We start from the raw sequence: 21,760 nt of genomic DNA, 5'->3' as shown, positions 1-21,760 counted from the left end.
CGCGATGAACGCCAGCGCACTCACCGCCTGCATCGCCCTGCTGCACCTGCTGGGCCTGTTCGCGGCGATGCACGCGGTGATGCACACGCGCACGCCGCAGGGCGCGATCGGCTGGACGCTCGGCCTGCTGTTGCTGCCGTACGTGACCTTGCTGCCGTACCTGTACCTAGGCTCCAGCCGCTTCCTCGGCTATCGCGCCGGACGCCATGCGCCACTCGCGCGCGCGCTGCCCGCGACCGTGGACGCCGTGCCGCCGGTCGACCCGGGCTGCGCCCGCTACGCCGCCATCTGCGCACTGCAGGGGCGGCCGTTCCGCGGCGGCCATCGGCTGCGCCTGCTGATCGACGGCGAGGCCGCCTTCGACGCGATGCTGGCGGCGATGGCCGCGGCCGAGCATTGCCTGCTGGTGCAGTTCTTCATCATCCACGACGACGCGCTGGGCCGGCGCCTGCAGCAGGTGCTGCTGCAGCGCGCGGCGGCCGGCGTGCAGGTGTGCGTGCTGTTCGACGGCATCGGCAGCCATGCGCTGCCGCGGCGCTACGTCGAGACCCTGCGCGCGGGCGGCGTGGCGATCCATCGCTTCGCCACCCACCGCTGGCGCAACCGCTTCCAGCTGAACTTCCGCAACCACCGCAAGATCGTGGTGGTGGACGGCGCGCGCGCCTTCGTCGGCGGGCTCAACGTGGGCGACGAATACCTGGGCCTGAAGCCGCCGCTGGCGCCGTGGCGCGACACCCAGCTGGAACTGCGCGGACCCGCGGTGGCCGACCTGCAGCAACTGTTCGCCGAAGACTGGCAGTGGATCACCGGCGCGCCGCCACCCTTGCTGCCGACGCCGCCCGGCGACGGCGATGCCAGCGCGCTGGTGGTGGCCAGCGGCCCGGCCGACCCGCAGGAAACCGGCTCGCTGTTCTTCGCCGCCGCGATCAATGCGGCGCGCGATCGCGTGTGGCTGAGCACGCCGTACTTCGTGCCCGACCACGCGGTGCGCGCGGCGCTGCAGCTGGCGGTGCTGCGCGGGGTGGACGTGCGCGTGCTGATCCCGTCGCGGCCGGACCACCGCACCGTGTTCCTCGCCTCCACCCTGCATGCCTACCACGCCGTGCGCACCGGCATCCGCGTGTTCCGCTACCAGCCCGGCTTCCTGCACCAGAAGGCGCTGCTGATCGACCGCGACACCGCTGCGATCGGCAGCCTGAACCTGGACAGCCGCTCGTTCCGGCTCAACTTCGAAGTCGCCGCCATGGCCGTCGATCCCGCCTTCGCCGCCAATGTGGCCGCGATGTTGACCGAGGACTTCGGCCGTGCCCGCGCCATCGACGAACGCGAATACCGCGAGGCGCCCTACCTGCGCCGGGTGGCGATGCACGTGGCACGATTGTTCGACCCGCTACTTTAGGCGGGAGCGGAACAACCCTACCTGCGCCCGCCGAAGCGGCGGCGCCAATCGCCGCTGCACAACGCCCAGCCCACGTAGATGCCGGCGGTCACGCCCAGCAACTCGCACAGCGCGCGCAGGCCGATGCTGTCCGGGTCGTGCACCTCGGCCAGCTTCACCTTCAGCAGCTGCAGCGACTGCAGCTGGCCGTAGTTGAAATAGAACAGGTTCCACAGGTCGCCGCTGGCGGTCAGCGCGGTCGCCAGCAGGAACGACCAGCCGATCTGCGGACCGTAGCTCCAGCCGTTGCGCCGGCCCAGCCAGTGGAAAACGAAAAACAGCAGCAGCCCTGCCGCCGCGGCGATCAAGCCGGCCTGGAGCCCGCCGACGATCCCGTAACCCATCCATGACTGGTCGTACTGCATCGCGCACCCCTGAACCGTGTTGCCACTGCATCGCGCATTATGGGGCATCGTCGGGGGCGGCGCGCCGCGCGCTAGACTTCATCGGAGCCTCCGCGCAAGCAAGTCCATGAACCAGCCACTCTCATCACGCATCGCACTGATCCTGGTCGACGTGCAGCCGGACTTCATGCCCGGCGGCACGCTGGCCTGCCACGAAGGCGATGCGATCGTGCCGGGCATCGACGCGCTGTTGCGCCAACGCCGCTTCCACCACGTGGTGGCCACGCAGGACTGGCATCCGCGCGGGCACGTCTCGTTCGCCAGCTCGCATCCCGGCCGCGCGCCGTTCGAACAGATCACCCTGTACGGCCAGCCGCAGACACTGTGGCCGGAGCATTGCGTGCAGGGCACGCCGGGCGCCGAACTGCACCCGGGCATCGACTGGTCGGCGCTGGATGCGGTGATCCGCAAGGGCAGCGACCCTGGTGTGGATTCCTACAGCGGCTTCCGCGAAAACCACGGCCCGCACGGCCATCGCCCCAGCACCGGCCTGGCCGGCTGGCTGCGCGAGCGCGGCGTGGACGAGGTGGTCGTGTGCGGGCTGGCGCGCGACGTGTGCGTGCTGTGGACCGTGCAGGACGCGCTCGATCTCGGCTTCCGCGCCAGCGTGCTGTGGGATCTCAGCCGCCCGGTCACGCCGGCCAGCGACGATGCCACCCGCGCCACCTTGCAGGCGCAAGGCATCGGCATCATGACGTCGGTGGAGCTGGCCGCCGCCTGACCTGGTTTACCTCCGTGGGGAGCGTCGGGGAGGTGTTTGCTCAGGCGTCGTTCTCGCCGGTCGCACGCACCTGCGGCTCGCCGTCCGCGTCGACCTCCACGCGCAGCGTGATCGGGCGGCAACACACCTGGCAGTCCTCGATGTACTGCTGGCTGGGCAGCGAGGCGTCGACCAGGATCTCGATCGGTTCGCCGCAATACGGGCAGTCGATGATGCATGGCGTGAGCATGGACGTGCTCCACTGGGCGGGTGGGCGGACCAGTCTACGCCGCCGCCGGCCGCCTTCGTCGGCGTGACGCCGGTTTCGTCGCATGCCGGGGGATTTCCGCTTCCGCGCCGACTATTCTCGGCAGCACTTCCCGAACAGCGTGACTCGCACCGTGATCAAGCGCCTCTTCTCCGTGGCCCGGCTCGTGCTCGCCTGGTACCTGCTGTTTCTTGCGTTGTACGCGGTGGCCGACTGGTTCTGGTCGCCGCTGGGCGACGCGGTCACCCTGGTGGGTCTGGTGACGATCGTGTTCGTCGTCATCCGCGCGTACTCGCACCTGGGGCGGGTGCAGTTGATCGATGGCAAGCTGAGCGCCGCCGCCGCGCTGACCAACCGGCAGATCCGGCAGATCGAGGTACCGTTCGAGGCGGACGAGGCATTCGACCTGCTCGATGCCGCCATCCGCGAACTGCCCGGCGTCGACGCGATCGACAGCGTGCGCAGCCACCTGCAGATCCGCGCCAGCACCCGCTATCTCGACCCCTACGGCATCAAGCTGCTGGGCCGCTACAACCCGCTGAGCTGGGTCGTGAGCCAGCACAACCGCATCCTCGCCAGCGTGGTCCGCGGCGACGGCACCAGCCGGCTCGTCCTGATCTGCGAGCCGGCATTCGCGCCCTGGAGCAACTGGCTGCAGGTGGACGACGGCATCAACCTGCAGAACGCCGAGGCGATCACCCGCACCATCGCCCTGCAGCTGTCCCAGCGCCGGCGCAGCGAGCAGACCGCCGCCACCCAGACCGTCACCGAGAAGGAGCTGGCCATCGCCAGGCTCAGCCTGCTGCAGGCGCAGGTCGAACCGCACTTCCTGTACAACACGCTGGCCAGCGCGCAGTACCTCACCCGCACCGATCCGGCCAGCGCCGATGCGATGCTCGGCCATCTCATCGAATACCTGCGCCACTCGCTGCCGCGCACCGACCGCGCCTTGTCCACCCTGGGCGTGGAACTGGAACGCTCGCGCGCCTACCTGGAAATCCTGAAGATCCGCATGGGTTCGCGCCTGAACCTGCAGCTCGACGTGCCCGACGAATTGCTGCCCACGCCGCTGCCGCCGATGATGCTGCAGACCCTGGTGGAGAACGCCATCAAGCACGGGCTGGAACCGCGCCCCGGCGACGGCACCATCTGGATCTTCGGCCGCCGCAACGACCGCCAGGTGGCGGTGACCGTGGCCGACGACGGCCTGGGCTTCAGCGGCGCAGCCGACGGCAGCGGCATCGGCCTGAAAAATGTGCGCGAACGCCTGCGCCTGGTCTACGGCGCCGCCGCCACGCTAACCCTCGCCGCCAATTTCCCCAGCGGGGCCGCCGCCACGATCAGCGTTCCCGCCACCTTCGCCCAGGACGCGCCACATGTTTGAAGCCATCGTCGCCGAGGATGAAACCCTGCTGCGCAAGGCCCTGCTGGAACAGCTCGGCAAGGCCTGGCCGGAACTGCGCATCGTCGCCGAATGCGAGGACGGCGCCAGCGCGCTGGAGGCGATCGCCGAACACCGCCCCGACGTCGCCTTCCTCGACATCCGCATGCCCGGCCTGACCGGCCTGGACGTGGCTGCCGCCCTGCCCGAGGTCAGCCCGGCCACCCAGGTCGTGTTCGTCACCGCCTACGACCAGTACGCCATCGACGCCTTCGAACGCGGTGCGATCGACTACCTGCTCAAGCCGATCGCCGCCGACCGGCTGGCCGCCACCGTGCAGCGCCTGCAGGCGCGCGCGGCCGCCGGACCCGCCGACAGCGCCACGCTCGCCGCGCTGGTCCGGCAGCTCGGCAGCAGCCTGTCGCCGCGCGCGCAGCCGCCGCTGAACTGGGTCACCGCCAGCGCCGGCCGCGAAACCCGGCTCATCCTGCTCGACGACGTGGCCTACTTCCGCGCCGACAACAAGTACACCACGGTGATGACCGGCGACGGCGAGGCGCTGCTGCGCACGCCGATCCGCGAACTGCTCGAGGTGCTCGACCCGGCCGTGTTTAAGCAGATCCACCGCTCCACCATCGTCAACATCAAGGCGATCGCCTCGATCGTGCGCGACGACACCGGCAGGGGCGTCGTGCGGCTGCGGCAGCGGCCGGAAACGCTGACCGTCAGCCAGCCGTTCATGGCGCTGTTCCGCAACATGTAGCCGGGCTGCCCACGCTGCCCCACCGACCAAGGCAGGTTACCCATGCACTACCTCATCGCCGCGCTTTACTTTCTTCTCGCGCTGATCGGCAGCGATGGCTGGGGCGACCGGACCGTCGTCACGCGCACATTCGCCGACGGCACCGAGGTGCTCTACAGCCAGACCCGCGTCGTCGCCGGCATCGCCCACTTCGCCTGCATCGCCAGCGTCAGCGGCAGCTGCCATTACGAACTGTTTCCGCGCGACTGCACGATGGCGCCGCCGGCCGCGCCGTGCGCGACCGATCCGGTCGGAGAGTTCGCGCTGGCGAGCGGCACGAGTCGGGACGTCACCGATCTGCCGATGGGCTTCCGCTTCTGCGTCAGCCACGATGCTCGCGCCGAGACGCCGGACTGCATGCCGGCGCGAAATCCGCGGGCAACGGCGTCATCACGCTGACGAGCAGTGCTGCCTGCGCCATCAACATCCCGCCGGCAACCAGTCCTGCGGCAGCAGGATCGCAAACAACCCGGCGCGGCGCGTCCGGCGATCGAGCTTGAGCAGCTCCTTGTCCTTGCTGAGCAGCCAGCTGGCCCGTGCGGCCAGCGCCAGCTGCAGGAATTTCTGGTCGTCCGGATCGGCGCAACGCGGCAGGCACGCCTCGTCAGGCGCGCCGCTCGCCGCGGGCGGCAGCGGCTGCAGCAGCGCGTCGTACGCGGCGCGCAACCCCGGCCGCATGGGTTCCTCGATCGGCAGCTGCGGATAGTGCAGCACGCGCTGCCATTCCTCGCGGCAATCGTCGCGGGTCACCGCCTGCACCGTGCCGGCCTGCAACGCCGCCAGCAGCCGCGCGCACGAGGGATCGCGGAACAGGAACAGGTCCAGGCACACGTTGGTGTCCAGCACGATGCGCGGCACGGGCAGATCGTCGGCGGTCATCGCCGCATGATGAGGCAAGCACGGCGCGCTATACACTGCACGCTTTCCGACCGGAACCGACGACCATGGCCGAGCGCGAGTTCGACAACTACCTTGCCCGCTCCGGCGCCACCCTGGAAGGTTCGCGCTACTCCGCCTGGCTCGCGGTCACGCCGCGCCGCCACGGCTTCCCGGTGTACTACGCGATCTGCGAGAACCGCAGCTTCCGCGACAAGGATCTCGCCGAGGCCGCCGCGGCGAAGGCGCTGGCCGACATGACGGGGCTGGAAGCGGACGGCACGCCGATCTTCCCCGAGGGCTACACCGGCTTCGACGACTAAACCGCCAGCTCGCGCAAGCGTTCCACCGCCGCCGGGATAGCCGCCGGCGCGTCCACCGTGAGCACGTGCGGTTCGTCGGCGCCGAGGCCGTTCTCCAGTTCGTGTGCCCAGGTCACGTGGTACGGCAGGTGCACGCCCCAGCCGCCCAGGCGCACCACCGGCTCGATGTCCGAGCGCAGCGAGTTGCCGACCATCGCGAACTGCGCCGGCTGCAGCGCGAATTCGCCGAGCACGCGCCGGTAGGTGGCGGCGTTCTTCTCCGACACGATCTCGATGCGGCGGAACAGGTCGGCCAGCCCCGACTCGGCCACCTTCTTTTCCTGGTGGAACAGGTCGCCCTTGGTGATCAGCACCACCTCGTAGCGCTGCGCCACCGCCTCGACCGCTTCGCGGATGCCGGGCAGCAGTTCCACCGGATGCTGCAGCACGGTCTTGCCCAGCTCGACCAGGCGATGGATGTCCGTCGCCGTGATGCGGCCGTCGCTGATCGCGATCGCGGTTTCCACCATCGACAGCGCCATGCCCTTGGCGCCGTAGCCGAACAGCTTGAGGTTGCGCTGTTCGGTGGCCAGCATGCTGTCGTGCACGTGCTGGTCGCCGAGGTCCACGTAGCGCCCCATGATCGCGGCGAACGCCTCGCTGGCCGCGCGGTAGTAACCCTCGCTGTGCCACAGCGTGTCGTCGCCATCGAAACCGATCAATTGCAGCATGCTTGTTCCGTTCCCTACTGTTTCGCCGTTCAGCCCACGTCGCTGCCCAGGCGCAGGTTGATGTGCAGCGCCGTGGCCAGTTCGCGCATCGGTTCGTTGTCGCGGGTCAGGGTGATCCAGCCGGCGCAGGCCTCGTCGGCGGTTTCCCACGACCACACCGTATAGCCGAATTCGGCGAGGCGGTCGTAGGCGATGCCGAGCAGGGTGCCCGCGTCGGTGTCGTCGAAGAAGTCGTCGTCGTCCGGGTCGCCGTTCCAGTCGATCGACAGGTTCCAGCGCGCGCTCAGCTCGTCCAGCGCCTGCACCAGCGAGCGCAGGTCGTGCTCGTCGACCATGAAGCCGGAGCGCCAGTCGATCACCCGGCCGACCAGTTCGACCGGCTCCGCGTCTTCCACCTCCGCCGCGGCCTCGCGGTAGTCCGCGAACTGCTGCAGCGCGGTCTCCTCGTCGCCGGGGTTGATCAGCAGCAGCAACTGCCAGACCTTCGCCTCGACCGAGTCGTCCTCCTCGTCGAAGTCCGGACCGGTGTCGAAATCGTCGTCGTCGCGCATGCTCACGCGCCCACCCGCCGCCTGACCGCATCCATGTCGCGCACCGGGCGGATCTCGATCGCGCCGGTACGCGCCCAGGGGAACTCCGCGGCGACCCGCACCGCCTCGTCCATGTCGGCGGCCTCGATCAGGTTGAAGCCGCCCAGGTATTCCTTGGTTTCGGCGAACGGCCCGTCGACGACGCTGCTGTGCTGGCCGCGCACGCGCAGGGTGCGTGCCGTGGCCGGGTGTTCGAGCTGCTGCGAACCGAGCAGGCAGCCGTCGGCCTGCAGCTCGTCGGCGTGGTGGAGGCAACCGCGCATCATGTGGTCGAACTCACCCTCGGGCAGCGCGTCCAGCAAGGCGTCGTCGCAGTAGATCATCACAAGAAATTTCATGGCGTCCTCGGCGGGGGAAGCGGGGCGAAGGTGGATAATGCCGCAATGAGCACCGCGCCCGATAGCTTGCACGTCCTGTCCTGCCATCCGATCGCGTTCGTGCGCTCGCCGTACGCGCGGCGCATCGACGCGCCGCACCAGTCCACCGTGGTGGCCGGTACCGAGACGCAGGCGGTGGCCGAGGCGGTGATCGAGTTCGTGGCGGGCTTCCCCGCGGCGGCCTGGCGGGATCTCGCCGGCTTTGAGCGGATCTGGCTGCTGTTCGCGTTCCACCGCAGCGAAGGCTGGAAGGCCGAGGTGCGCCCGCCGCGCGGCGGCGGCAAGCGCAGCGTGCTGGCGACGCGCTCGCCGCACCGGCCGAACGCGATCGGCCTGTCCGCGGTGGAGCTGGTCGCGGTCGAAGACGGCACGCTGCGCGTGCGCGGGGTGGACCTGCTCGACGGCACGCCGATCCTCGACATCAAGCCGTACGTGCCGTACGCGGACGCGTTTCCGGGCGCGCGCGCGGGCTGGATCGACGCGATCGACGCCGCGCAGGGCCGGCATTCCGCGCCGGGGCCGCGCAAGCCGCGTTCGGCGCGGCCACGCGGCACGGACGACGACGTCAACGCCTCATGAGCAGCTGCCGCAGCACGTGCTGCCGCCGCTGACGTGGATCTGCCGCGGCTCGGATACGCGGACGGCCTCGTAGCCCGCGTCGTGCAGGGCGGTGATGACCTGGCTGGAGGTCAGCTGCGCCGCCACGTCGATCTGTCCCGCGGCGGGATCGCCGGTGACCTGCGCGTTGGCGTCATGGGCGCGCAGGATGGCGGCGATGGCGCCGGTATCACCGGCAAGATCCTTCACTTGAAACAGCATCGGTACGGTCTCCAGGGCGGGACATCCGCCGACGGCGATGATGGCGGCCAGCCCGGCCGGGCGCCCTGACCGGGATCAGGGCAATCCCAGCCCGTGAGACCTACGCTCGGCACACTGCCCGGGCCGGCGCGGATCGCTCCGTCACCGGCACCCGATGCATTGGCAGTGGATCGGTTCAAACCTTGGCCGCGCCCGGCGCTCCCGCCGGCGCGGCCTTTTTTGCTTCAGGGTTGCATGGCGGCCGCCGGCAGCCATGGCGACACGCGCGGGCGCCCCAACGCGGCGAGCAGCGGCGGGTCGCGCTGGTAGACGTCGGGGCGGAAACCGACGCGGCCGTCCTCGCGCAGGTCCACCGTCCAGTACGCCAGCAGCAACGGTACCGGCTGACGCAGCATCACGGTCTGGGTCTTCAGCGTGTCGATCGCGCGGTCGATGCCCGCGCGATTCCAGCGCGCGGGGTCGTCCAGCAGCAGCTCGGCCAGTTCGCGCGGACGCTCCACCCGGATGCAGCCGGAGCTGTTCGCGCGCTGCTCGTTGGCGAACAGTTCCTGGTGCGGCGTGTCGTGCAGGTAGACCGCGTAGTCGTTGGGAAAACGGATCACCAGCCGGCCCAGCGAATTGCCCGGACCGGCATCCTGGCGCAGCACGATGCCGCGCGGGTTGGCCCAGTTCACGCTGGCCGGCGACAACTCGCGACCCTGGCCGTCGAGTACGCGGATGCGGTTGGCGGCGAGGTAGCCCGGGTTCCTGCGCACCTTCGGCAGGATGTCGTTCTTCAGGATGGTCGGCGGCACCGTCCAGGTCGGGTTGAGCGTGAGGTAGGTGATCTTCGACTTGAACACCGGCGTGCTGCGGTACGGCTTGCCCACCTGCACGCGCGAACGCCACACCGGCTTGCCGTCCCTGTAGTAGGCGACCTGGTAGCCGGCGATGTCGACCACCACGAACTCGCCCTGCAGCTGGTGCAGCAGCCAGCGCGCGCGCTCCAGGTTCGCCCGCAGCTGCTCGATGCGCGCCGCGACCGGCACGTTCAACGCGGCCAGCGTGGCCTTGCCCAGGTGGCCGTCCGCGGCCAGGTATTGTTCGCGCTGGAACTGCTTCAACGCGGCTTCCAGCGCCGGGTCGTACAGGTCGTCCACACTTCCACCCACCGGATAGCCGACCAGCTGCAGCCGCTGGCGCAGCGCCGGTACGCGTGGATCGCGGCTGCCCGGCTTCAGCGTGGGGCCGTCGGCGAGCGGCGGCCAGCCGCCCTGCACCGCCACCTCGCGCAGTTTCGCCAGCGCCGCGCGCAACTGGCCGTACAGCGGGTTCTGCGGACGGGCGCGCGCGAACAGCGGGCCCACCGCGCCCTGCGCCAGCGCGTCGCGCACCGCCTTGAGGCCCTGCGCCTGGTCGAGCTGGCGCGGGTCGAAGTTCCAGTGCGTGTCCAGCGTGGCCGGATCGACCTTGCCGCGATACAGATGCATCAGCGCGGCCAGGCAGGCATCGGTGGCCAGCAGGTCGAACTGCGCACGCTGCTGTGGCGTCGCCTGCGGGTCGCCCGGCACGACGCGCTGGCGCTGCAGTTCGCTCAGTCCATAGTCTTCCGGATCGAGGCCATCGCCGGCCACGTCGCGTAGCGCGGCCAGCAACTGGTCGAGATCGCCCGGGCGCGTCCATGCCGGCGCGAACCGGTTCTGTTCGTAGAAATCCGCCACCGCTTGGCCGGGGGCATCGGCGTCGGCATGCGCGCCGCGCCATTGCTCGACCCGGTCGCGGATCTGTTCGGCCACCGGACTCAGCGGTGGCTCGGCGGCGGGCTGCTGCGCATGCACGGCGGCTCCCAGCAGCAGCCCCAGCAGGGCGATGGCGTGAACGACACGGGAAGGTTTGGACGGCACGGCACGATCCTGCGCAAAGTTCCGGCCTGTCATAGCACAGCCGCATGTCGGCGCAAACGCGCGCGGCGCCGCCCCGCCGTGCTGGACGCGTTCTTAACGGGGGACTGCTAGGATCGACAGCCGCATGCCTGATCCGCCCCACGCCAAGCCGTTCCGATGAGCCGATTCCTGCGCCACGCCGCCACCCTGATGCTGCTTTTCGCCGGCTGCTTCGCTGCGGCGCATGCCGCGGAACCGTCACTGCAGGACGCGCTCAGCAAGCTCGCACCGCACGCGAACCCCCAGGTGATCGGCCTGGCGCTCGCCGCCACCGAGTGCGCCGCTGCACAGGGCCAGCCGCCATCCGACCGGCTGGCGGTGATCGACTATTCGAAGCCCTCGACCGAACCGCGGCTGTGGGTGTTCGACCTGGCCAAACGCAAGCTGCTGTACCACGAGCTGGTGGCGCACGGCCGCAACACCGGCGAGAACCTGGCCACGGCATTCTCGAACCGGCCGGAGAGCCTGCAATCCAGCCTGGGCCTGTTCCGCACGCTGGACACCTACGTCGGCCGCAACGGTTACTCGCTACGCATGGAAGGCCTCGAACCGGGCACCAACGACCATGCACTGGCACGCGCGCTGGTGATCCACGGCGCGTCCTATGTCAACTCCGCCTTCGCCCGCCAGCAGGGCCGCATCGGCCGCAGCTACGGTTGCCCCGCCGTGCGCAACGCGATCGCGCGCCCGTTGATCGACACGCTCAAGGGCGGCCAGTACGTGTTTTCCTACTACCCCGATGCGCGCTGGCTGCACGCCTCGCCCTACCTCAAGTGCAGCCGCGGGCGCGCCATGACCGCGAGCCTCAATGCGCACTGAACCGGCCGCGTCACCACCGGCTGCGCCTGCGCTACCCTCGCGGCATATGTCCTTCCGGAGGCATCGCATGAAAAACTTTCTGTGGCTGCTCCCGCTCGTGCTGGCCGCCTGCATGGCGACACCGGAGTCGAACACGCAAGCGGCCGTGCCTGCGCCGGCCGGCGATGACATGCCGACATCGACCCACACCCTCACGCGTTACCACTGGCAGCTGCACGACGCCGTCGACGCCAGCAACCAGCGCCTCGACGCGCTGTTCGGCAAGACGGACAAGCCGCCGCTGCAACTCGACTTCACCACCGACCAGCTCAGCGTGCACAACGCCTGCAACGCGATCGGCGGCGACTACAAGATCGTCGACGGCCACCTGGTCACTGCTTCGTTGCTGCAGACCATGATGGCCTGCACGGATGCCACCCTGATGCAGCGCGAAACCACCATCAAGGCCGTGCTGCGGGACCGGCCCTCACTGATCGTGTCGACGCCCGGCGGCACGCCGCTGCTCACCCTGGCGGCCGCCAACGGCCAGACCCTCACGTTCGCCGGCCAGCCCACCGCCGAGACGCGCTATGGCGGGCCCGGCGAAACGCTGTTCCTGGAAGTGGCGCCGCAGACGGTGCCCTGCCGGCACCCTCTGGTGCCGGACAAGACCTGCCTGCAGGTGCGCGAACGCCACTACGACGCGAACGGCCTGCGCGCGGGCGAGCCCGGCCCGTGGCAGCCGCTGCAGCAGGACATCGAGGGCTACGTGCACGAGCCCGGCGTACGCAACGTGCTGCGCGTGAAGCGCGATCCGCTGAAGCGGCCGCCGGCCGACGCACCGTCCAGCGCGTACGTGCTGGACATGGTGGTCGAGAGCGAGATCGTCAAAACACCGGGCGCGAAGCCCTGACCCGCGTCAGGGACACTGCCCGCCGTTGAGCGCGTTGTCGCTGTCGCAGCGCAGGCTCTTGCCGAGCGGCGCCAGCTGCCCCTGCACCGGACCGGTACAGCGCACCTCCGACTCCTTGCCGTCCGCGGTGGTGACGTGCACGCCGGCGCTGCGCCGGTCGTTCTCGGTGTAGTCGAACACGGCGTAGTCGGCGTCCATGTGACTGAAGGTGACCTCGGTGCGCTCGACCTGGAAGCGCGAGTAGTGCGCGTAGCCGAGTTGCCGAGCGCCCGTCGCCGGGTCATCGGGAAACTGCAACTCCACCTGCGCGCCCTTGCCGTAGCGGTACTGCAGGTTCGACGGCAGCGTACCGCACAGGCTGACCGTCGTGTGGCGCGTGGTCCGGCAGCTGAAGTACGTGGTTTCCGGTGCGTGGCACAGCGATCCGGTGGCGGGCTGAACGGAATAGGCGCATGAGGAAACGAGCGACAGTAGCAGCACCAGGCTGACGGTATTTCTCATGGTTTCGCCGATCCCCGCGTGAATTTGTCGTAGGCCGATTTCAGCTTGGTGTCGTAGTCGTTCTGCTGGTAGTTCTTGCCATTGTAGGCCTTGGCAAACGCCGCCCACTCCTTTTTCCGCAAGGCTTCGTTCATTGAATTGTTGGCCATGACGAAACGGGTGAAGGCCTGCAGATGCGCGGCCTCCGAACGGGTCAACGCCAGCACGAACGCCTGCACCGAGGTGTAGCCCGCGGCCGGGTGGTTCTCGCCCATGATCTGGAAGCGCCCCCACGAGGCCGATTTCAGCGCGGCCTCCGCATCCAGCAGATAGGCCTTCTCGAGCTTGCCATACTGCGCGGAGAACTTGCCGTAACCGCCACCCAGGGTGTTCGAGATATCCGGGTGCTGCTTGTCGTAGCGGCCCTGCGTGAGGCGATGGAAATAGTGTCGCTCATACAGGATGCGTGGCCGCCCGGACTCGTCGAACGCCTTGCCCGGCGCTTCCACCTCGGCCACCGCCTTGATCGCGGCGACTTCCACACCCAGCCCGGCCGCGGCGTCCGCAAAGTCCTGGTCGGTCAACCCGACCCTGGGGTTGAGGCACATGCGGAACAGGAACGATACGTCCGGCGCGGCATTGAACTGGCCCATGCCGGCCAGGCACATGCCGGGCGACTGCTGCACCGGCAACAGGTGGAAGGCGGTCGTCAGCGGCGTGCTGCAGACATCCTGCCCGGGAAACCCGGCGCGCAGGTTGAACAGGCTGCCCGCGTTCTGTGAAAACTGCGCGCCCCACAAGGTGGGGCCGGGAATGCGGAAGTTCGCCATCGTGCTCACCCGTCCGAGTTGAATGCGCGAAGAATCGACAGCCGTGCATGACGCCATGCGAGGGCAAAGAGTACTCCGATCCGCCGGCCCGATACCTGCCTCAGCCCGCGCCAAGGCTCAGCGCTTCGCGCTTCAGCGCGTCGCCCCCAGCCACCGGCGCCGCGATGTCAGCCTTCGGTGCCTCGTACGGATTGTAGGTATTCATTTCCCTTCCCCTGTTGAGTTGCGTGAACCCGTTTCCTTCTCGCGGAGCGCCTCAATCCGCTTTCCGAGGCTGATCGCGTAGACGAGATACACGGCAGCCGCTGCCAGCGGCACGGCGTGCCACCACCATGACGACGGACTGCCACCGCTTCGGTAAAAGGTGGATGAGCATGCCGGCGCTCACGACGCAGGTGGCGGGCAGCCCGAAGAGCGACAGCGCGAGGATCTTCGAGTGCACCCCGGCGAGCTTGCCGACGCCGTCCATGCTGGATGCGGAAAACACCACCAGCATGAACAGGAACAGGCCCAGCATCAGCTGGGCGAGCGTGCCCACGACGACCCACCCCCATGTCATGCCTGCTCTTCCCCTGTGCGGTGTGCCTCGCCGCGGGAAGTATGCCGCAACGGCGGCGCCCGGGGCACGCGCAAGCGGGCACCGCCGGACCGGATTATTTCTGCCGTAGCAGCGCCTGCATCTTCAGGTACACGCCGTTGCTCCAGCCGAAGCCGATCACGTTGTCCTTGTAGCCGGCGCTGATCTTCACGTCGGCATTGCCGCTGGCCATGTTGTATTTCTCGCGGATGGTGCCGTCGTCGGCGAGGCTGCGGTCGATGGTGCCGGTGAACTCGCGCGCGATGCGGCGGGCGTCGTCGTGGAAGCCGTAGGCATCCAGGCCGGCCACCGCCAGCCAGTTGGTCGGCGCCCAGCCGAACGGCGCATCCCATTGCGCGCCGCTGGCGTGGTCGCTCATCTGCAGCCCGCCCTTGCGTTCGAAGATGCCGAGCTTGCCGCGCAGCGCCTTGGCCTGCTGCTTCGACGCGGCACCGGCCCACAGCGGATAGTAGGTGGAGACGAAGTCGTAGTCCGACGGCTTGCCGGTGACGAAGTCGTAGTCCATGTACATGCCCTTGCCGGCGCGCCACAGGTATTTGTCGATCGCCGCGCGCCGCGCATCGGCAGCGCCGGCCCAGCGCTGGGCGTCCGCATCGTTGCCGAGCTGCACGGCGAAATCGTGCAGGTCGCGCTCGTAGCGGTACAGCAGGCTGTTCAGATCGACCGGCGCGTACTGGTGGGTGGAACCGCCGAACGGGCCCATGCGGAAGGTGGTGTCGAAACCCGATTCGCGCATCGCGCGATCGCCGAGGTAGTAGTCGGCGCTCAGGCGATAGCCTTTCGACCAGGCGCCGGCGCACACCTTCGAGGCCTCGACGTCGCAGCTGGCGGCCTTGAGCCGCGCGACTTCCGCCGCGTCCGGATGTTCGGAAGCCTTGACCAGGTAGCCGGGATCCTCCGACGGGTGCGCGATCAGCCAGTCGATCACGCCGCGCAGGTAGCTGCTGTCGCGCATCTCCAGCACCGGCGCCGCGCCGCCGTAGTCGTAGTAGCGCGCCAGACCGGTGTCGCCGGCCCGGTGTTCCTTGCGCGTCCAGGTGGAGTAGTCGCGCACGGCGAGCGGATAGGCGTGTTCGAGCCACGCATGGGCTTCGGCCTTGCTCTTGAAACTGTCCGGGTCGTCCAGTACGGCACGGATCATCGAACTCAGGAACGGCGGCTGCGAACGGGTCAGGTAGTAGGTGCGGTTCGCGTTGAGCACCGCCCCGTAGTACTGCACCTCGAACAGCGCGTTCTCTACCATGTCGCGCGCCAGCGCCTCGCGATGGTCGGCGACCAGGCCGAGCACGATGAAATAGCTGTCCCAGCCGTACATCTCGTTGAAGAAGCCGCCCGGCACCACGTACGGATGCGGCAGGTAGAGCAGGCCCTGCCGCGGCAGCGTGGTCGGTGCGATGTCGCCGAGCTGGCCGACCGCCCGGGGCAGCACGTGCACGTCGACGTTGCAGCGCGCCTTCACCGCCGCCAGGTCCGGCGGCGTCGGCAGGTTCGCCGGCAGGTACAGCACCGGCTGCGTGCCCACCTTGGGATCGCGCAGGGCCGAGCAGTCATCCATCGAACGCGTCAGCGTGGTCCATGCGTGGTCGATATAGGCCCGCGTTTTCAGCGCATCAGGCTGGAGGGCCGCCGCAGTGGCGGCGAACAGGACCAACAGTCCGGAAAGGGCAAATCGAAGGAATGATTTCATGATCATGGACCGATGCTGTGGGTACACACGCGACAGCGTGTAACCATCGCCCCGCCGATGCAACCTCGCGATCCCGCGAATGACGTGCTCCGTGCCGTCAACGGCTTTCGGCTATCCGCGCCGCAGCCGGGTGGCAATGTCGTACGCGGCATTGATCTCCTGTGAGCGACGCCCGGCCAGTTGGCGGAGATCCTCGCCGAGCCGGGCCACCTTGTCCGGGTGGTACTGGCTGATCTGTTGCCGGTAGGCGTGCTCAATCTCATCCAGACTGGCGGATTCGGCGACGCCCAGCACCTGGTGCCACGCGGCCGGCCGTTCGGACGATGGCGCATCGCTCCACGCCGGGCCGTGGTCGCGCCGCCGGCCGTTAACGTCATTACGTTCGTCCTGTCCGCCGGAAGGACGATGCAACCCATCCTGTTCGCCTGTGCCCGGCGAAAGCAGGTGGCTGACCAGGCGGTAGCCGAAGAACAACCCGGCGAGGATGACGACGATCTGCGTAACGGTCATGGCGCGCTGTCCTCAAAGTGCTTCAGGCAGGCCCGCAACGAGTTGCTGGCCGCACTGCCCGGCTCCGCGAAATCCAGGCTGGTGCGAATTCTCTCGCGCAACAGGCCGAGCAGCACAGTCTGCTGTACGGGCGACAGGAGCGACGAGGCGGCACGGCGCAGGTCGGGAACAGCCTCTTGCCGCAGACTGATCTTCCTGACGATGTTCAGTGCGAACGGCGCGCACAGCAGCGCATCGAATGCCAGCGCCAGCACCGCTCGCGCCGAGAGGTTCAGCGCCTTCCGGCAGCGGTACACCTGGACCAGCATCGCCACGATCACCAGATAGGTCGACAGCAGCCAGCCCAGCAGCACGACATGCGTACCGAGCCAGAGCGCCCCGGGCAACCCCACGAAGAATAGGCCCAGCAGCAACCACGTCCACGGCGCGAGGGTCACCAGCGTGAGCCTGGCACGCTGCCAGCGTGCCCGCTGCCGCGGTGGTGATGCGGCTGCGGACCAGGCCAGTCGCAGCAGCACTCGATGCGGGCAACACGGGTTCGGCAGGAACAGGTGCCGGCCACCAAACTCCAAAGCCGAGCCGCCGGAGACGACGAAATCGCGCCGCCGCACCTCCAGCACTACCTCGTTGTGGAACAGCAGAAGGGCGGCGTCGTACAGGTACAGACCAAGGACCGCGCCCATCAGCATCCACGGATCGGACAGCAGCATCCCCTAGCGCTTCTTCTGGAAAAGCGACTTGAACCAAGTACCCATGGCAGCGAGGCCGATCAGCAGGAACTTCCAGGTCGCCGCCAGGAAACCGCCGATCACGGCGAAAAAGCCCTTCTTCGCGGCAACCGCTGCGGCACCTCCGGTGATGAGCGCCGCCAGGCCATATGCTGCAACGTGGTCACCGGGCTGATACTCGCCATAGGTTTCGCCGGGGGAAAACTGAAACCCCGGCACCGCACTCTTGAAGCTCTCGACGGCGTGACCAAGTTTGTCGGGGGCAGTCGCCACCACCACTTCCATCACGCCGTAACGGCCCAGCAAGCGCGTGTTGTAGTTCACCACTTTCTGTTGTGTGCCAACAGTCTCGGCCAGGATCGACCAGGCCAGCGACTTGAGCTGGATGTCGTACTCGGGTTTCGCGCTCCAGCCAAGGATGCGCAGTTCCTCCCAGCCGCGCGAGCGCCGCTCCGTGTTGCTTTGCTCGGTACCCCTGCGGATGGAGTCGAGGATGTCATCGGCATCTATCTGTTCATCGTCCTTGATGTAGCCGGTATCCGCGTAGGAGAAGTACGCCACCCAATCGCCGCCGTTGTCCACCAGCGCGTAGTCGTCGCCATCGCCAGAAGGATTTTCCATCAGCAGGTTCAATGCCTTGGTGCCCTTGGCGTCCAGGAACGCATAACCTTCCGGTACCTGCAGCGAGGCGTGCGTACCCAGTTGGACGGTAGTCGGCCCCTTCTGCCAGGGCAAGGCCTCGATAGGGTTATCTTGCGCGGTGACGGGCGCGCACAGGCACGCCGCGAGCAGTGCCGCGAGCACTGGAAACAGTCGCTTCATCCTTTCCCCCTGTTGATCCATGAACATCCCATGCATGGCGCGCAGCCCCCGCTGCACCGGTGAATATCGCGTTCCGCAGAACGTGCACCGAATCCGCCATGCCTGCCTACTTTGAAGCCGTGCCGGTCATATATCAATAAGCCGCCGTCGACTGTATGCGGCACACCTGCCATGGCAAGAAGCAGCGCGCCCCATCCACGCAGCCAGCGCATGCCCGGCCCGTTTCCGGCACCGACAGCGCAGGCAGGCGCGCCGGCTTGGGGATGTTTTCACCCACAGGAATTTCCCCGGTTATGCTGCCGGCGTCGCGATGCAATGGAGCCGCGACATTCGACAGGGGAATCCAATGAAGTCTCGTCTGATGCTGCCGGCACTGCTGGCCATGTCGTGCTGTGCCTGCGTTACCCATATCCGGCCGACCGCCACCGACAACCCGCCGCCGCAGGAAGCACTGTCGGCGTTCCAGCACTTCCAGCTGCAACCCGTGGTGGCCACGACGGCCGAGGTGCGCGAACAGAATGCGGCGATGGCGAAGATCGCGGCCAACGTGCAGCAGAAGCTCGGCGATACCGTCACCCGCTGGGAGCACAAGGGCCAGGGAGGCCGCACACTGAAGATCGAACCGCGCGTCACCGAGCTGAAGTTCGTCAGCGGCGGCAAGCGTTTCTTCGCCGGCGCCATGGCCGGCAGCTCGGCCGTGGTCATGCAAGTGCGCCTGATCGACGCGGACACCGGCAAGGTCATCGCCGACCCGCAGTTCTACCAGCGTGCCGCGGCCATGGGCGGCGCATGGAGCATCGGCGGCACCGACAACGGCATGCTGGTGCGCATCTCCACCGTGGCGCAGCAGTACATGCAGCGCAACTATGCCAGCGCGGTCGGCGGCCCGACCGGCTTGGACGGCAGCGAGGAGGAGTGACACCGCGGACGGCCGCGCACGCGGCCGTCCTTCCGTGCTGCGCGACTCGATCCGCCCGCATCATCACGTCGGCGGCACCGCTATGCTACGGTCAGTCCGTCCCGTTTCGACGTGTTCAAGGGAGCCGCCCATGCGCCTCATCCAGCTGCTGCTTGCCGTGGCGATGCTGTCCATCCCGTTCCAACCGGTCGCGGCGCAGACGCTGCGCGTGATGACCTTCAACGTGCGCCTGCCCAGCCCCGACGACGGCGTGAACCGCTGGGAGCTGCGCCGCGACCTGATGGTGCGCACGATCCGCGAACAGCAGCCCGACATAATCGGCACGCAGGAACTGTACAAGCTGCAGGGCGACTATCTCGTCGGCAAACTGAAGCATTACACCTGGTTTGGGCGCGGCCGCCACGGCGACGATGGCGACGAGCACATGGGCGTGTTCTATCGCACCGACCGGCTCAAGCTGGTGGAGTCCGGCGACTACTGGCTGTCCGACACGCCGGACAAGCCCGGCAGCATCAGCTGGGGCCATCCGTTCCCGCGCATGGTGACCTGGGCGATATTCGAGCTGAAGTCCAGCGGCCAGCGCTTCTACTACGCCAATACGCATTTCCCCTACCGCGACCAGGACGAGCTGGCGCGCACCCGTGCGGCGCAGGAAATCCTTCACCGGCTCGAAGCCCTGCCCGCGGCCTTGCCGATCGTGCTGACCGGCGACTTCAACACCGCGCCGTCCAGCCCCGCCCACGCGCTGCTCACCGGATTGCTGCAGGACGCCTGGTTGGACGCCACCAGCCACAGCGGCCCGGAAGCCACCTTCCACGATTTCACCGGGACGCCGGACCGGCGCATCGACTGGATCCTCTACCGCGGCCTGCACGCCGACGCGGTGCGCACGATCACCACGCAGCAGGACGGGCACTACCCGTCCGACCACTTTCCGGTGGTGGCCGAGCTGCGCTGGCCGCGGCACGATCGGGCGCACTGAGCCGCCGCTTCAAGCGCCCGTCGTCATCGCAGCGCGTGGCCACGCTGGACGCTGCATGCTCACGCGCCGTCGTGCGTTTCCGGCAGGCGCAGGATGAACAGGATCACCAACACGGCCACGCCCGCCAGCACCCACGGCAGCCACGCGTGGTCGCGTACCAGCCAGATCGACGCGGTCATCGACGGCACGATCAGCACAACCGCGGTCAGCTTGGCCCGCCGCGGCACCGTACGTTCGCGCTCCCAGCGCGCGATCGCCGGCCCCAGTCGCGGCCGCGACAACAACCAGCGGTGCCAGCGCGGCGACGCGCGCGACCAGCAGGCGGCCGTCAGCAGCAGGAACGGTACGGTCGGCAGCAAGGGCAACACCATGCCGACCACGGCCAGCACCAACGACAGCGCGCCGGCCACGATCAGCACCCAGCGCACGATGCGGGCTCGGCGTGGTTCCAGTGCGGCTGGACGCGGCGCGGACAAGAAACGGACTCGTGAAAAGGGGCTGGCCGACTCTAACGCATGCCGATGAAATTGATCACCAAGACGAAGAAATCTTGATCAGCACACCGCCATGCGGATTATTCAGCTCAGTGACTGCTACCGACCCGAAGCGGACATAAATTCGACGCCTCAATGCCCTCTCCAGACCCTATGTTTGGCGAGAGAACTGGGGACGGAGTGGGATGAACAGCGCGTCGCGTAACAACTTCGACGCTTTACGGCTAATCGGCGCCTTCCTGGTTCTGATCAGCCACCAGTTCGCCTTATCTGGACGTTGGGAGCCGAGGTTCGTCGGAGACCATTCGTTTGGCAACCTCGGCGTGCTCATCTTCTTCTCGATTAGCGGCTATCTGGTCACATCCAGTTGGCTGAAAGACCCGAACATTCTGCGCTTTGCCGCCCGCCGCACCTTACGCGTGGTGCCGGCCCTCTGCGTGTCCATGCCGCTGACATGGGCAGTGATCGCCACGCTCGGACTGACAGGATTCCCTGATAACCCCAGGCACCTTACCAACGGATCTCTTTGGACCATTAAATACGAGGTCGGCTGTTACGCCCTCCTTCTGGTTGCGGGCGTGGCAACACGTCGCTCTTCCATCGTGCTGGCCGCGGGTATTTCTGGCTACTTTGCGCTTTCGGGCCTGCAGTCCAGCGAAACGATCCTGGCGTACTTCGGATTATTCTTCGTCGCAGGAAGCCTACTTCGAGCCTATCCGTATCTCCGCACCCACTTGCCGACCCTGTTGTTCCTGGTCATGGGCTATGCGCTCATCCACGTTCACCAGACCAAACTTGGCCTCGCGTTTGTGGTTCCACCCTTGACGATCGCGATTGGCTTACGGTCATGGCCTGGCCTACGAGACATCTCGAAAGTCGGCGATCTCTCCTATGGAATCTACATCTACGCGTGGCCCGTGCAGCAAATAGGCGTGGCCCTGATGGGGAGGCGAACGTCCTACCTCGAGCTGCTGTCTATATCCGTTCCGGTGACGCTCGCTCTAGCGACTGCCTCCTGGCACTTCGTAGAAAAGAAAGCGCTGCGCTTCAAGCCAAGCCAGCGATGCGGAAACGCCGCACTATAAGAGAATCAAAGGAGAAGAAGAGTGCATAGCGCGGGCAGGCCCAACAACAGGTTGCAGGGGGATGTCCTCGCCTGCGGCGAGGCCACCCCTGAACCTAGGCGTTGACCGTCCGCTCCTGGCCGGTAACAGTCCTTCGCAACAGGATCAGCAGATCCGTTGGCTGATCATTCCAAATCGGTGGCGGTGGTCGGTCCGTTCCGGTTCTGTGATCAATCTATCCCAGTGCTTGCGCTCCAGCGCATGCCGACACGCCGGGACGTGCTGCCCATTGCCACGGCCTACTGCTGCATCAGCTGATCGACGC

General features: G+C 67.7%; 28 protein-coding genes. 12 read left to right on the top strand and 16 right to left on the bottom strand.

Annotation, left to right across the window (positions count from 1 at the left end):
* The first annotated feature begins 4 nt into the window (after window positions 1-4).
* Window positions 5-1,399 (top strand): cardiolipin synthase, encoded by a 1,395-nt coding sequence (gene cls, locus ABIE04_RS16920; RefSeq protein WP_354552925.1) that lies wholly within the window; start codon window positions 5-7, stop codon window positions 1,397-1,399.
* 17 nt (window positions 1,400-1,416) lie between these two features.
* On the opposite strand, the gene ABIE04_RS16915 is transcribed toward cls, so the two are convergent.
* Window positions 1,417-1,803 (bottom strand): hypothetical protein, encoded by a 387-nt coding sequence (locus ABIE04_RS16915; RefSeq protein WP_354552923.1) that lies wholly within the window; start codon window positions 1,801-1,803, stop codon window positions 1,417-1,419.
* Between the two features lie 106 nt (window positions 1,804-1,909).
* Between ABIE04_RS16915 and pncA the strand changes: the two genes are divergently transcribed.
* Window positions 1,910-2,563, top strand: a complete 654-nt coding sequence (gene pncA, locus ABIE04_RS16910) for a bifunctional nicotinamidase/pyrazinamidase (RefSeq protein ID WP_354552920.1) — start codon at window positions 1,910-1,912, stop codon at window positions 2,561-2,563.
* Window positions 2,564-2,603: 40 nt separating this feature from the next.
* On the opposite strand, the gene ABIE04_RS16905 is transcribed toward pncA, so the two are convergent.
* Window positions 2,604-2,792, bottom strand: coding sequence for a CPXCG motif-containing cysteine-rich protein (locus ABIE04_RS16905; protein ID WP_354552918.1), 189 nt, complete (start codon window positions 2,790-2,792; stop codon window positions 2,604-2,606).
* A gap of 151 nt (window positions 2,793-2,943) precedes the next feature.
* Here ABIE04_RS16905 and ABIE04_RS16900 point away from each other — a divergent pair, with 151 nt between their 5' ends.
* From ABIE04_RS16900 to ABIE04_RS16890, 3 genes are read left to right on the top strand one after another with little or no spacing between them, the layout of a single operon-like run.
* The gene (locus ABIE04_RS16900; protein ID WP_354552915.1) at window positions 2,944-4,194 is read left to right on the top strand and encodes a sensor histidine kinase; all 1,251 of its coding nucleotides are present in this window, start codon (window positions 2,944-2,946) and stop codon (window positions 4,192-4,194) included.
* Window positions 4,187-4,954 carry a LytR/AlgR family response regulator transcription factor gene (locus tag ABIE04_RS16895; RefSeq protein WP_354552913.1) on the top strand — a complete coding sequence of 256 codons (768 nt, stop codon included), beginning with the start codon at window positions 4,187-4,189 and terminating at the stop codon, window positions 4,952-4,954. The genes ABIE04_RS16900 and ABIE04_RS16895 overlap by 8 nt, the downstream gene beginning before the upstream one ends.
* A 42-nt stretch (window positions 4,955-4,996) precedes the next feature.
* Window positions 4,997-5,392, top strand: a complete 396-nt coding sequence (locus ABIE04_RS16890) for a hypothetical protein (RefSeq protein WP_354552911.1) — start codon at window positions 4,997-4,999, stop codon at window positions 5,390-5,392.
* A 21-nt stretch (window positions 5,393-5,413) separates the two neighbouring features.
* On the opposite strand, the gene ABIE04_RS16885 is transcribed toward ABIE04_RS16890, so the two are convergent.
* Window positions 5,414-5,872 carry a putative toxin-antitoxin system toxin component, PIN family gene (locus ABIE04_RS16885; RefSeq protein WP_354552908.1) on the bottom strand — a complete coding sequence of 153 codons (459 nt, stop codon included), beginning with the start codon at window positions 5,870-5,872 and terminating at the stop codon, window positions 5,414-5,416.
* 65 nt (window positions 5,873-5,937) lie between these two features.
* Here ABIE04_RS16885 and ABIE04_RS16880 point away from each other — a divergent pair, with 65 nt between their 5' ends.
* Window positions 5,938-6,192, top strand: coding sequence for a hypothetical protein (locus ABIE04_RS16880; protein ID WP_354552906.1), 255 nt, complete (start codon window positions 5,938-5,940; stop codon window positions 6,190-6,192).
* On the opposite strand, the gene ABIE04_RS16875 is transcribed toward ABIE04_RS16880, so the two are convergent.
* The 3 genes from ABIE04_RS16875 to ABIE04_RS16865 are packed head-to-tail and all read right to left on the bottom strand — an operon-like array spanning window position 6,189 to window position 7,830.
* Complete coding sequence (locus tag ABIE04_RS16875; RefSeq protein ID WP_354552904.1) at window positions 6,189-6,902, bottom strand: HAD family hydrolase; 714 nt, start codon at window positions 6,900-6,902, stop codon at window positions 6,189-6,191. The genes ABIE04_RS16880 and ABIE04_RS16875 overlap by 4 nt on opposite strands.
* A gap of 29 nt (window positions 6,903-6,931) precedes the next feature.
* Window positions 6,932-7,453: a DUF6630 family protein gene (locus tag ABIE04_RS16870; RefSeq protein WP_354553097.1), complete on the bottom strand. Its 522-nt coding sequence runs from the start codon at window positions 7,451-7,453 to the stop codon at window positions 6,932-6,934.
* 2 nt (window positions 7,454-7,455) lie between these two features.
* Entirely contained in the window at window positions 7,456-7,830 is a 375-nt protein-coding gene (locus ABIE04_RS16865) for a YciI family protein (RefSeq protein ID WP_354552902.1), read from the bottom strand.
* Window positions 7,831-7,875: 45 nt separating this feature from the next.
* Between ABIE04_RS16865 and tsaA the strand changes: the two genes are divergently transcribed.
* Entirely contained in the window at window positions 7,876-8,448 is a 573-nt protein-coding gene (gene tsaA / locus ABIE04_RS16860) for a tRNA (N6-threonylcarbamoyladenosine(37)-N6)-methyltransferase TrmO (RefSeq protein ID WP_354552899.1), read from the top strand.
* Here the strand turns inward: tsaA and ABIE04_RS16855 are convergent.
* A complete protein-coding gene (locus tag ABIE04_RS16855; RefSeq protein ID WP_354552897.1) occupies window positions 8,443-8,688 on the bottom strand; it encodes a hypothetical protein in 246 nt (81 codons plus the stop codon). The two genes, tsaA and ABIE04_RS16855, sit on opposite strands and share 6 nt — an antisense overlap.
* 224 nt (window positions 8,689-8,912) lie before the next feature.
* Window positions 8,913-10,532 carry a L,D-transpeptidase family protein gene (locus tag ABIE04_RS16850; RefSeq protein WP_354553095.1) on the bottom strand — a complete coding sequence of 540 codons (1,620 nt, stop codon included), beginning with the start codon at window positions 10,530-10,532 and terminating at the stop codon, window positions 8,913-8,915.
* A 195-nt stretch (window positions 10,533-10,727) separates the two neighbouring features.
* Between ABIE04_RS16850 and ABIE04_RS16845 the strand changes: the two genes are divergently transcribed.
* Window positions 10,728-11,429, top strand: a complete 702-nt coding sequence (locus ABIE04_RS16845) for a murein L,D-transpeptidase catalytic domain family protein (protein WP_436410397.1) — start codon at window positions 10,728-10,730, stop codon at window positions 11,427-11,429.
* Between the two features lie 67 nt (window positions 11,430-11,496).
* A complete protein-coding gene (locus ABIE04_RS16840; protein WP_354552895.1) occupies window positions 11,497-12,321 on the top strand; it encodes a DUF4377 domain-containing protein in 825 nt (274 codons plus the stop codon).
* A 6-nt stretch (window positions 12,322-12,327) separates the two neighbouring features.
* Here ABIE04_RS16840 and ABIE04_RS16835 read toward each other — a convergent pair whose 3' ends face one another.
* The 7 genes from ABIE04_RS16835 to ABIE04_RS16805 all read right to left on the bottom strand — a co-directional run bounded on the left by ABIE04_RS16835 (window position 12,328) and on the right by ABIE04_RS16805 (window position 17,976).
* Window positions 12,328-12,822, bottom strand: coding sequence for a hypothetical protein (locus ABIE04_RS16835; protein WP_354552893.1), 495 nt, complete (start codon window positions 12,820-12,822; stop codon window positions 12,328-12,330).
* Entirely contained in the window at window positions 12,819-13,631 is an 813-nt protein-coding gene (locus ABIE04_RS16830; RefSeq protein ID WP_354552891.1) for an N-acetylmuramidase family protein, read from the bottom strand. Before ABIE04_RS16830 ends, ABIE04_RS16835 begins: the two co-directional genes overlap by 4 nt.
* A gap of 256 nt (window positions 13,632-13,887) precedes the next feature.
* Entirely contained in the window at window positions 13,888-14,169 is a 282-nt protein-coding gene (locus ABIE04_RS16825; protein ID WP_354552888.1) for a hypothetical protein, read from the bottom strand.
* A gap of 115 nt (window positions 14,170-14,284) precedes the next feature.
* Window positions 14,285-15,916, bottom strand: a complete 1,632-nt coding sequence (locus ABIE04_RS16820) for a trehalase family glycosidase (RefSeq protein WP_436410398.1) — start codon at window positions 15,914-15,916, stop codon at window positions 14,285-14,287.
* Between the two features lie 111 nt (window positions 15,917-16,027).
* A complete protein-coding gene (locus tag ABIE04_RS16815) occupies window positions 16,028-16,426 on the bottom strand; it encodes a J domain-containing protein (RefSeq protein ID WP_354552884.1) in 399 nt (132 codons plus the stop codon).
* Window positions 16,423-17,136, bottom strand: a complete 714-nt coding sequence (locus ABIE04_RS16810) for a hypothetical protein (protein ID WP_354552882.1) — start codon at window positions 17,134-17,136, stop codon at window positions 16,423-16,425. Before ABIE04_RS16810 ends, ABIE04_RS16815 begins: the two co-directional genes overlap by 4 nt.
* 3 nt (window positions 17,137-17,139) lie before the next feature.
* Window positions 17,140-17,976 (bottom strand): DUF2167 domain-containing protein, encoded by an 837-nt coding sequence (locus tag ABIE04_RS16805; RefSeq protein ID WP_354552880.1) that lies wholly within the window; start codon window positions 17,974-17,976, stop codon window positions 17,140-17,142.
* Between the two features lie 346 nt (window positions 17,977-18,322).
* Here ABIE04_RS16805 and ABIE04_RS16800 point away from each other — a divergent pair, with 346 nt between their 5' ends.
* A complete protein-coding gene (locus ABIE04_RS16800; RefSeq protein ID WP_354552877.1) occupies window positions 18,323-18,895 on the top strand; it encodes a DUF4410 domain-containing protein in 573 nt (190 codons plus the stop codon).
* A 130-nt stretch (window positions 18,896-19,025) separates the two neighbouring features.
* Window positions 19,026-19,877 carry an endonuclease/exonuclease/phosphatase family protein gene (locus ABIE04_RS16795; protein ID WP_354552875.1) on the top strand — a complete coding sequence of 284 codons (852 nt, stop codon included), beginning with the start codon at window positions 19,026-19,028 and terminating at the stop codon, window positions 19,875-19,877.
* 59 nt (window positions 19,878-19,936) lie between these two features.
* On the opposite strand, the gene ABIE04_RS16790 is transcribed toward ABIE04_RS16795, so the two are convergent.
* Window positions 19,937-20,353: a YbaN family protein gene (locus ABIE04_RS16790; protein WP_354552873.1), complete on the bottom strand. Its 417-nt coding sequence runs from the start codon at window positions 20,351-20,353 to the stop codon at window positions 19,937-19,939.
* A 203-nt stretch (window positions 20,354-20,556) separates the two neighbouring features.
* Here ABIE04_RS16790 and ABIE04_RS16785 point away from each other — a divergent pair, with 203 nt between their 5' ends.
* Complete coding sequence (locus ABIE04_RS16785; protein WP_354552871.1) at window positions 20,557-21,456, top strand: acyltransferase family protein; 900 nt, start codon at window positions 20,557-20,559, stop codon at window positions 21,454-21,456.
* Window positions 21,457-21,760 lie beyond the last annotated feature (304 nt).

The organism is Rhodanobacter soli (assembly GCF_040548735.1).
In the GTDB taxonomy this organism is placed as follows: domain Bacteria; phylum Pseudomonadota; class Gammaproteobacteria; order Xanthomonadales; family Rhodanobacteraceae; genus Rhodanobacter; species Rhodanobacter soli_A.
This window is presented reverse-complemented; position numbering and strand designations above follow the sequence as displayed.

Coding starts and splice junctions, on each gene's coding strand:
- ABIE04_RS16875 (WP_354552904.1), bottom strand. CDS start 6,902: ATGCTGCAATTGATCGGTTTCGATGGCGACGACACGCTGTGGCACAGC.
- ABIE04_RS16885 (WP_354552908.1), bottom strand. CDS start 5,872: ATGACCGCCGACGATCTGCCCGTGCCGCGCATCGTGCTGGACACCAAC.
- ABIE04_RS16880 (WP_354552906.1), top strand. CDS start 5,938: ATGGCCGAGCGCGAGTTCGACAACTACCTTGCCCGCTCCGGCGCCACC.
- cls (WP_354552925.1), top strand. CDS start 5: ATGAACGCCAGCGCACTCACCGCCTGCATCGCCCTGCTGCACCTGCTG.
- pncA (WP_354552920.1), top strand. CDS start 1,910: ATGAACCAGCCACTCTCATCACGCATCGCACTGATCCTGGTCGACGTG.
- ABIE04_RS16845 (WP_436410397.1), top strand. CDS start 10,728: ATGAGCCGATTCCTGCGCCACGCCGCCACCCTGATGCTGCTTTTCGCC.
- ABIE04_RS16840 (WP_354552895.1), top strand. CDS start 11,497: ATGAAAAACTTTCTGTGGCTGCTCCCGCTCGTGCTGGCCGCCTGCATG.
- ABIE04_RS16915 (WP_354552923.1), bottom strand. CDS start 1,803: ATGCAGTACGACCAGTCATGGATGGGTTACGGGATCGTCGGCGGGCTC.
- ABIE04_RS16835 (WP_354552893.1), bottom strand. CDS start 12,822: ATGAGAAATACCGTCAGCCTGGTGCTGCTACTGTCGCTCGTTTCCTCA.
- ABIE04_RS16820 (WP_436410398.1), bottom strand. CDS start 15,916: ATGAAATCATTCCTTCGATTTGCCCTTTCCGGACTGTTGGTCCTGTTC.
- tsaA (WP_354552899.1), top strand. CDS start 7,876: ATGAGCACCGCGCCCGATAGCTTGCACGTCCTGTCCTGCCATCCGATC.
- ABIE04_RS16830 (WP_354552891.1), bottom strand. CDS start 13,631: ATGGCGAACTTCCGCATTCCCGGCCCCACCTTGTGGGGCGCGCAGTTT.
- ABIE04_RS16905 (WP_354552918.1), bottom strand. CDS start 2,792: ATGCTCACGCCATGCATCATCGACTGCCCGTATTGCGGCGAACCGATC.
- ABIE04_RS16855 (WP_354552897.1), bottom strand. CDS start 8,688: ATGCTGTTTCAAGTGAAGGATCTTGCCGGTGATACCGGCGCCATCGCC.
- ABIE04_RS16800 (WP_354552877.1), top strand. CDS start 18,323: ATGAAGTCTCGTCTGATGCTGCCGGCACTGCTGGCCATGTCGTGCTGT.
- ABIE04_RS16895 (WP_354552913.1), top strand. CDS start 4,187: ATGTTTGAAGCCATCGTCGCCGAGGATGAAACCCTGCTGCGCAAGGCC.
- ABIE04_RS16805 (WP_354552880.1), bottom strand. CDS start 17,976: ATGAAGCGACTGTTTCCAGTGCTCGCGGCACTGCTCGCGGCGTGCCTG.
- ABIE04_RS16810 (WP_354552882.1), bottom strand. CDS start 17,136: ATGCTGCTGTCCGATCCGTGGATGCTGATGGGCGCGGTCCTTGGTCTG.
- ABIE04_RS16890 (WP_354552911.1), top strand. CDS start 4,997: ATGCACTACCTCATCGCCGCGCTTTACTTTCTTCTCGCGCTGATCGGC.
- ABIE04_RS16870 (WP_354553097.1), bottom strand. CDS start 7,453: ATGCGCGACGACGACGATTTCGACACCGGTCCGGACTTCGACGAGGAG.
- ABIE04_RS16865 (WP_354552902.1), bottom strand. CDS start 7,830: ATGAAATTTCTTGTGATGATCTACTGCGACGACGCCTTGCTGGACGCG.
- ABIE04_RS16785 (WP_354552871.1), top strand. CDS start 20,557: ATGAACAGCGCGTCGCGTAACAACTTCGACGCTTTACGGCTAATCGGC.
- ABIE04_RS16815 (WP_354552884.1), bottom strand. CDS start 16,426: ATGACCGTTACGCAGATCGTCGTCATCCTCGCCGGGTTGTTCTTCGGC.
- ABIE04_RS16795 (WP_354552875.1), top strand. CDS start 19,026: ATGCGCCTCATCCAGCTGCTGCTTGCCGTGGCGATGCTGTCCATCCCG.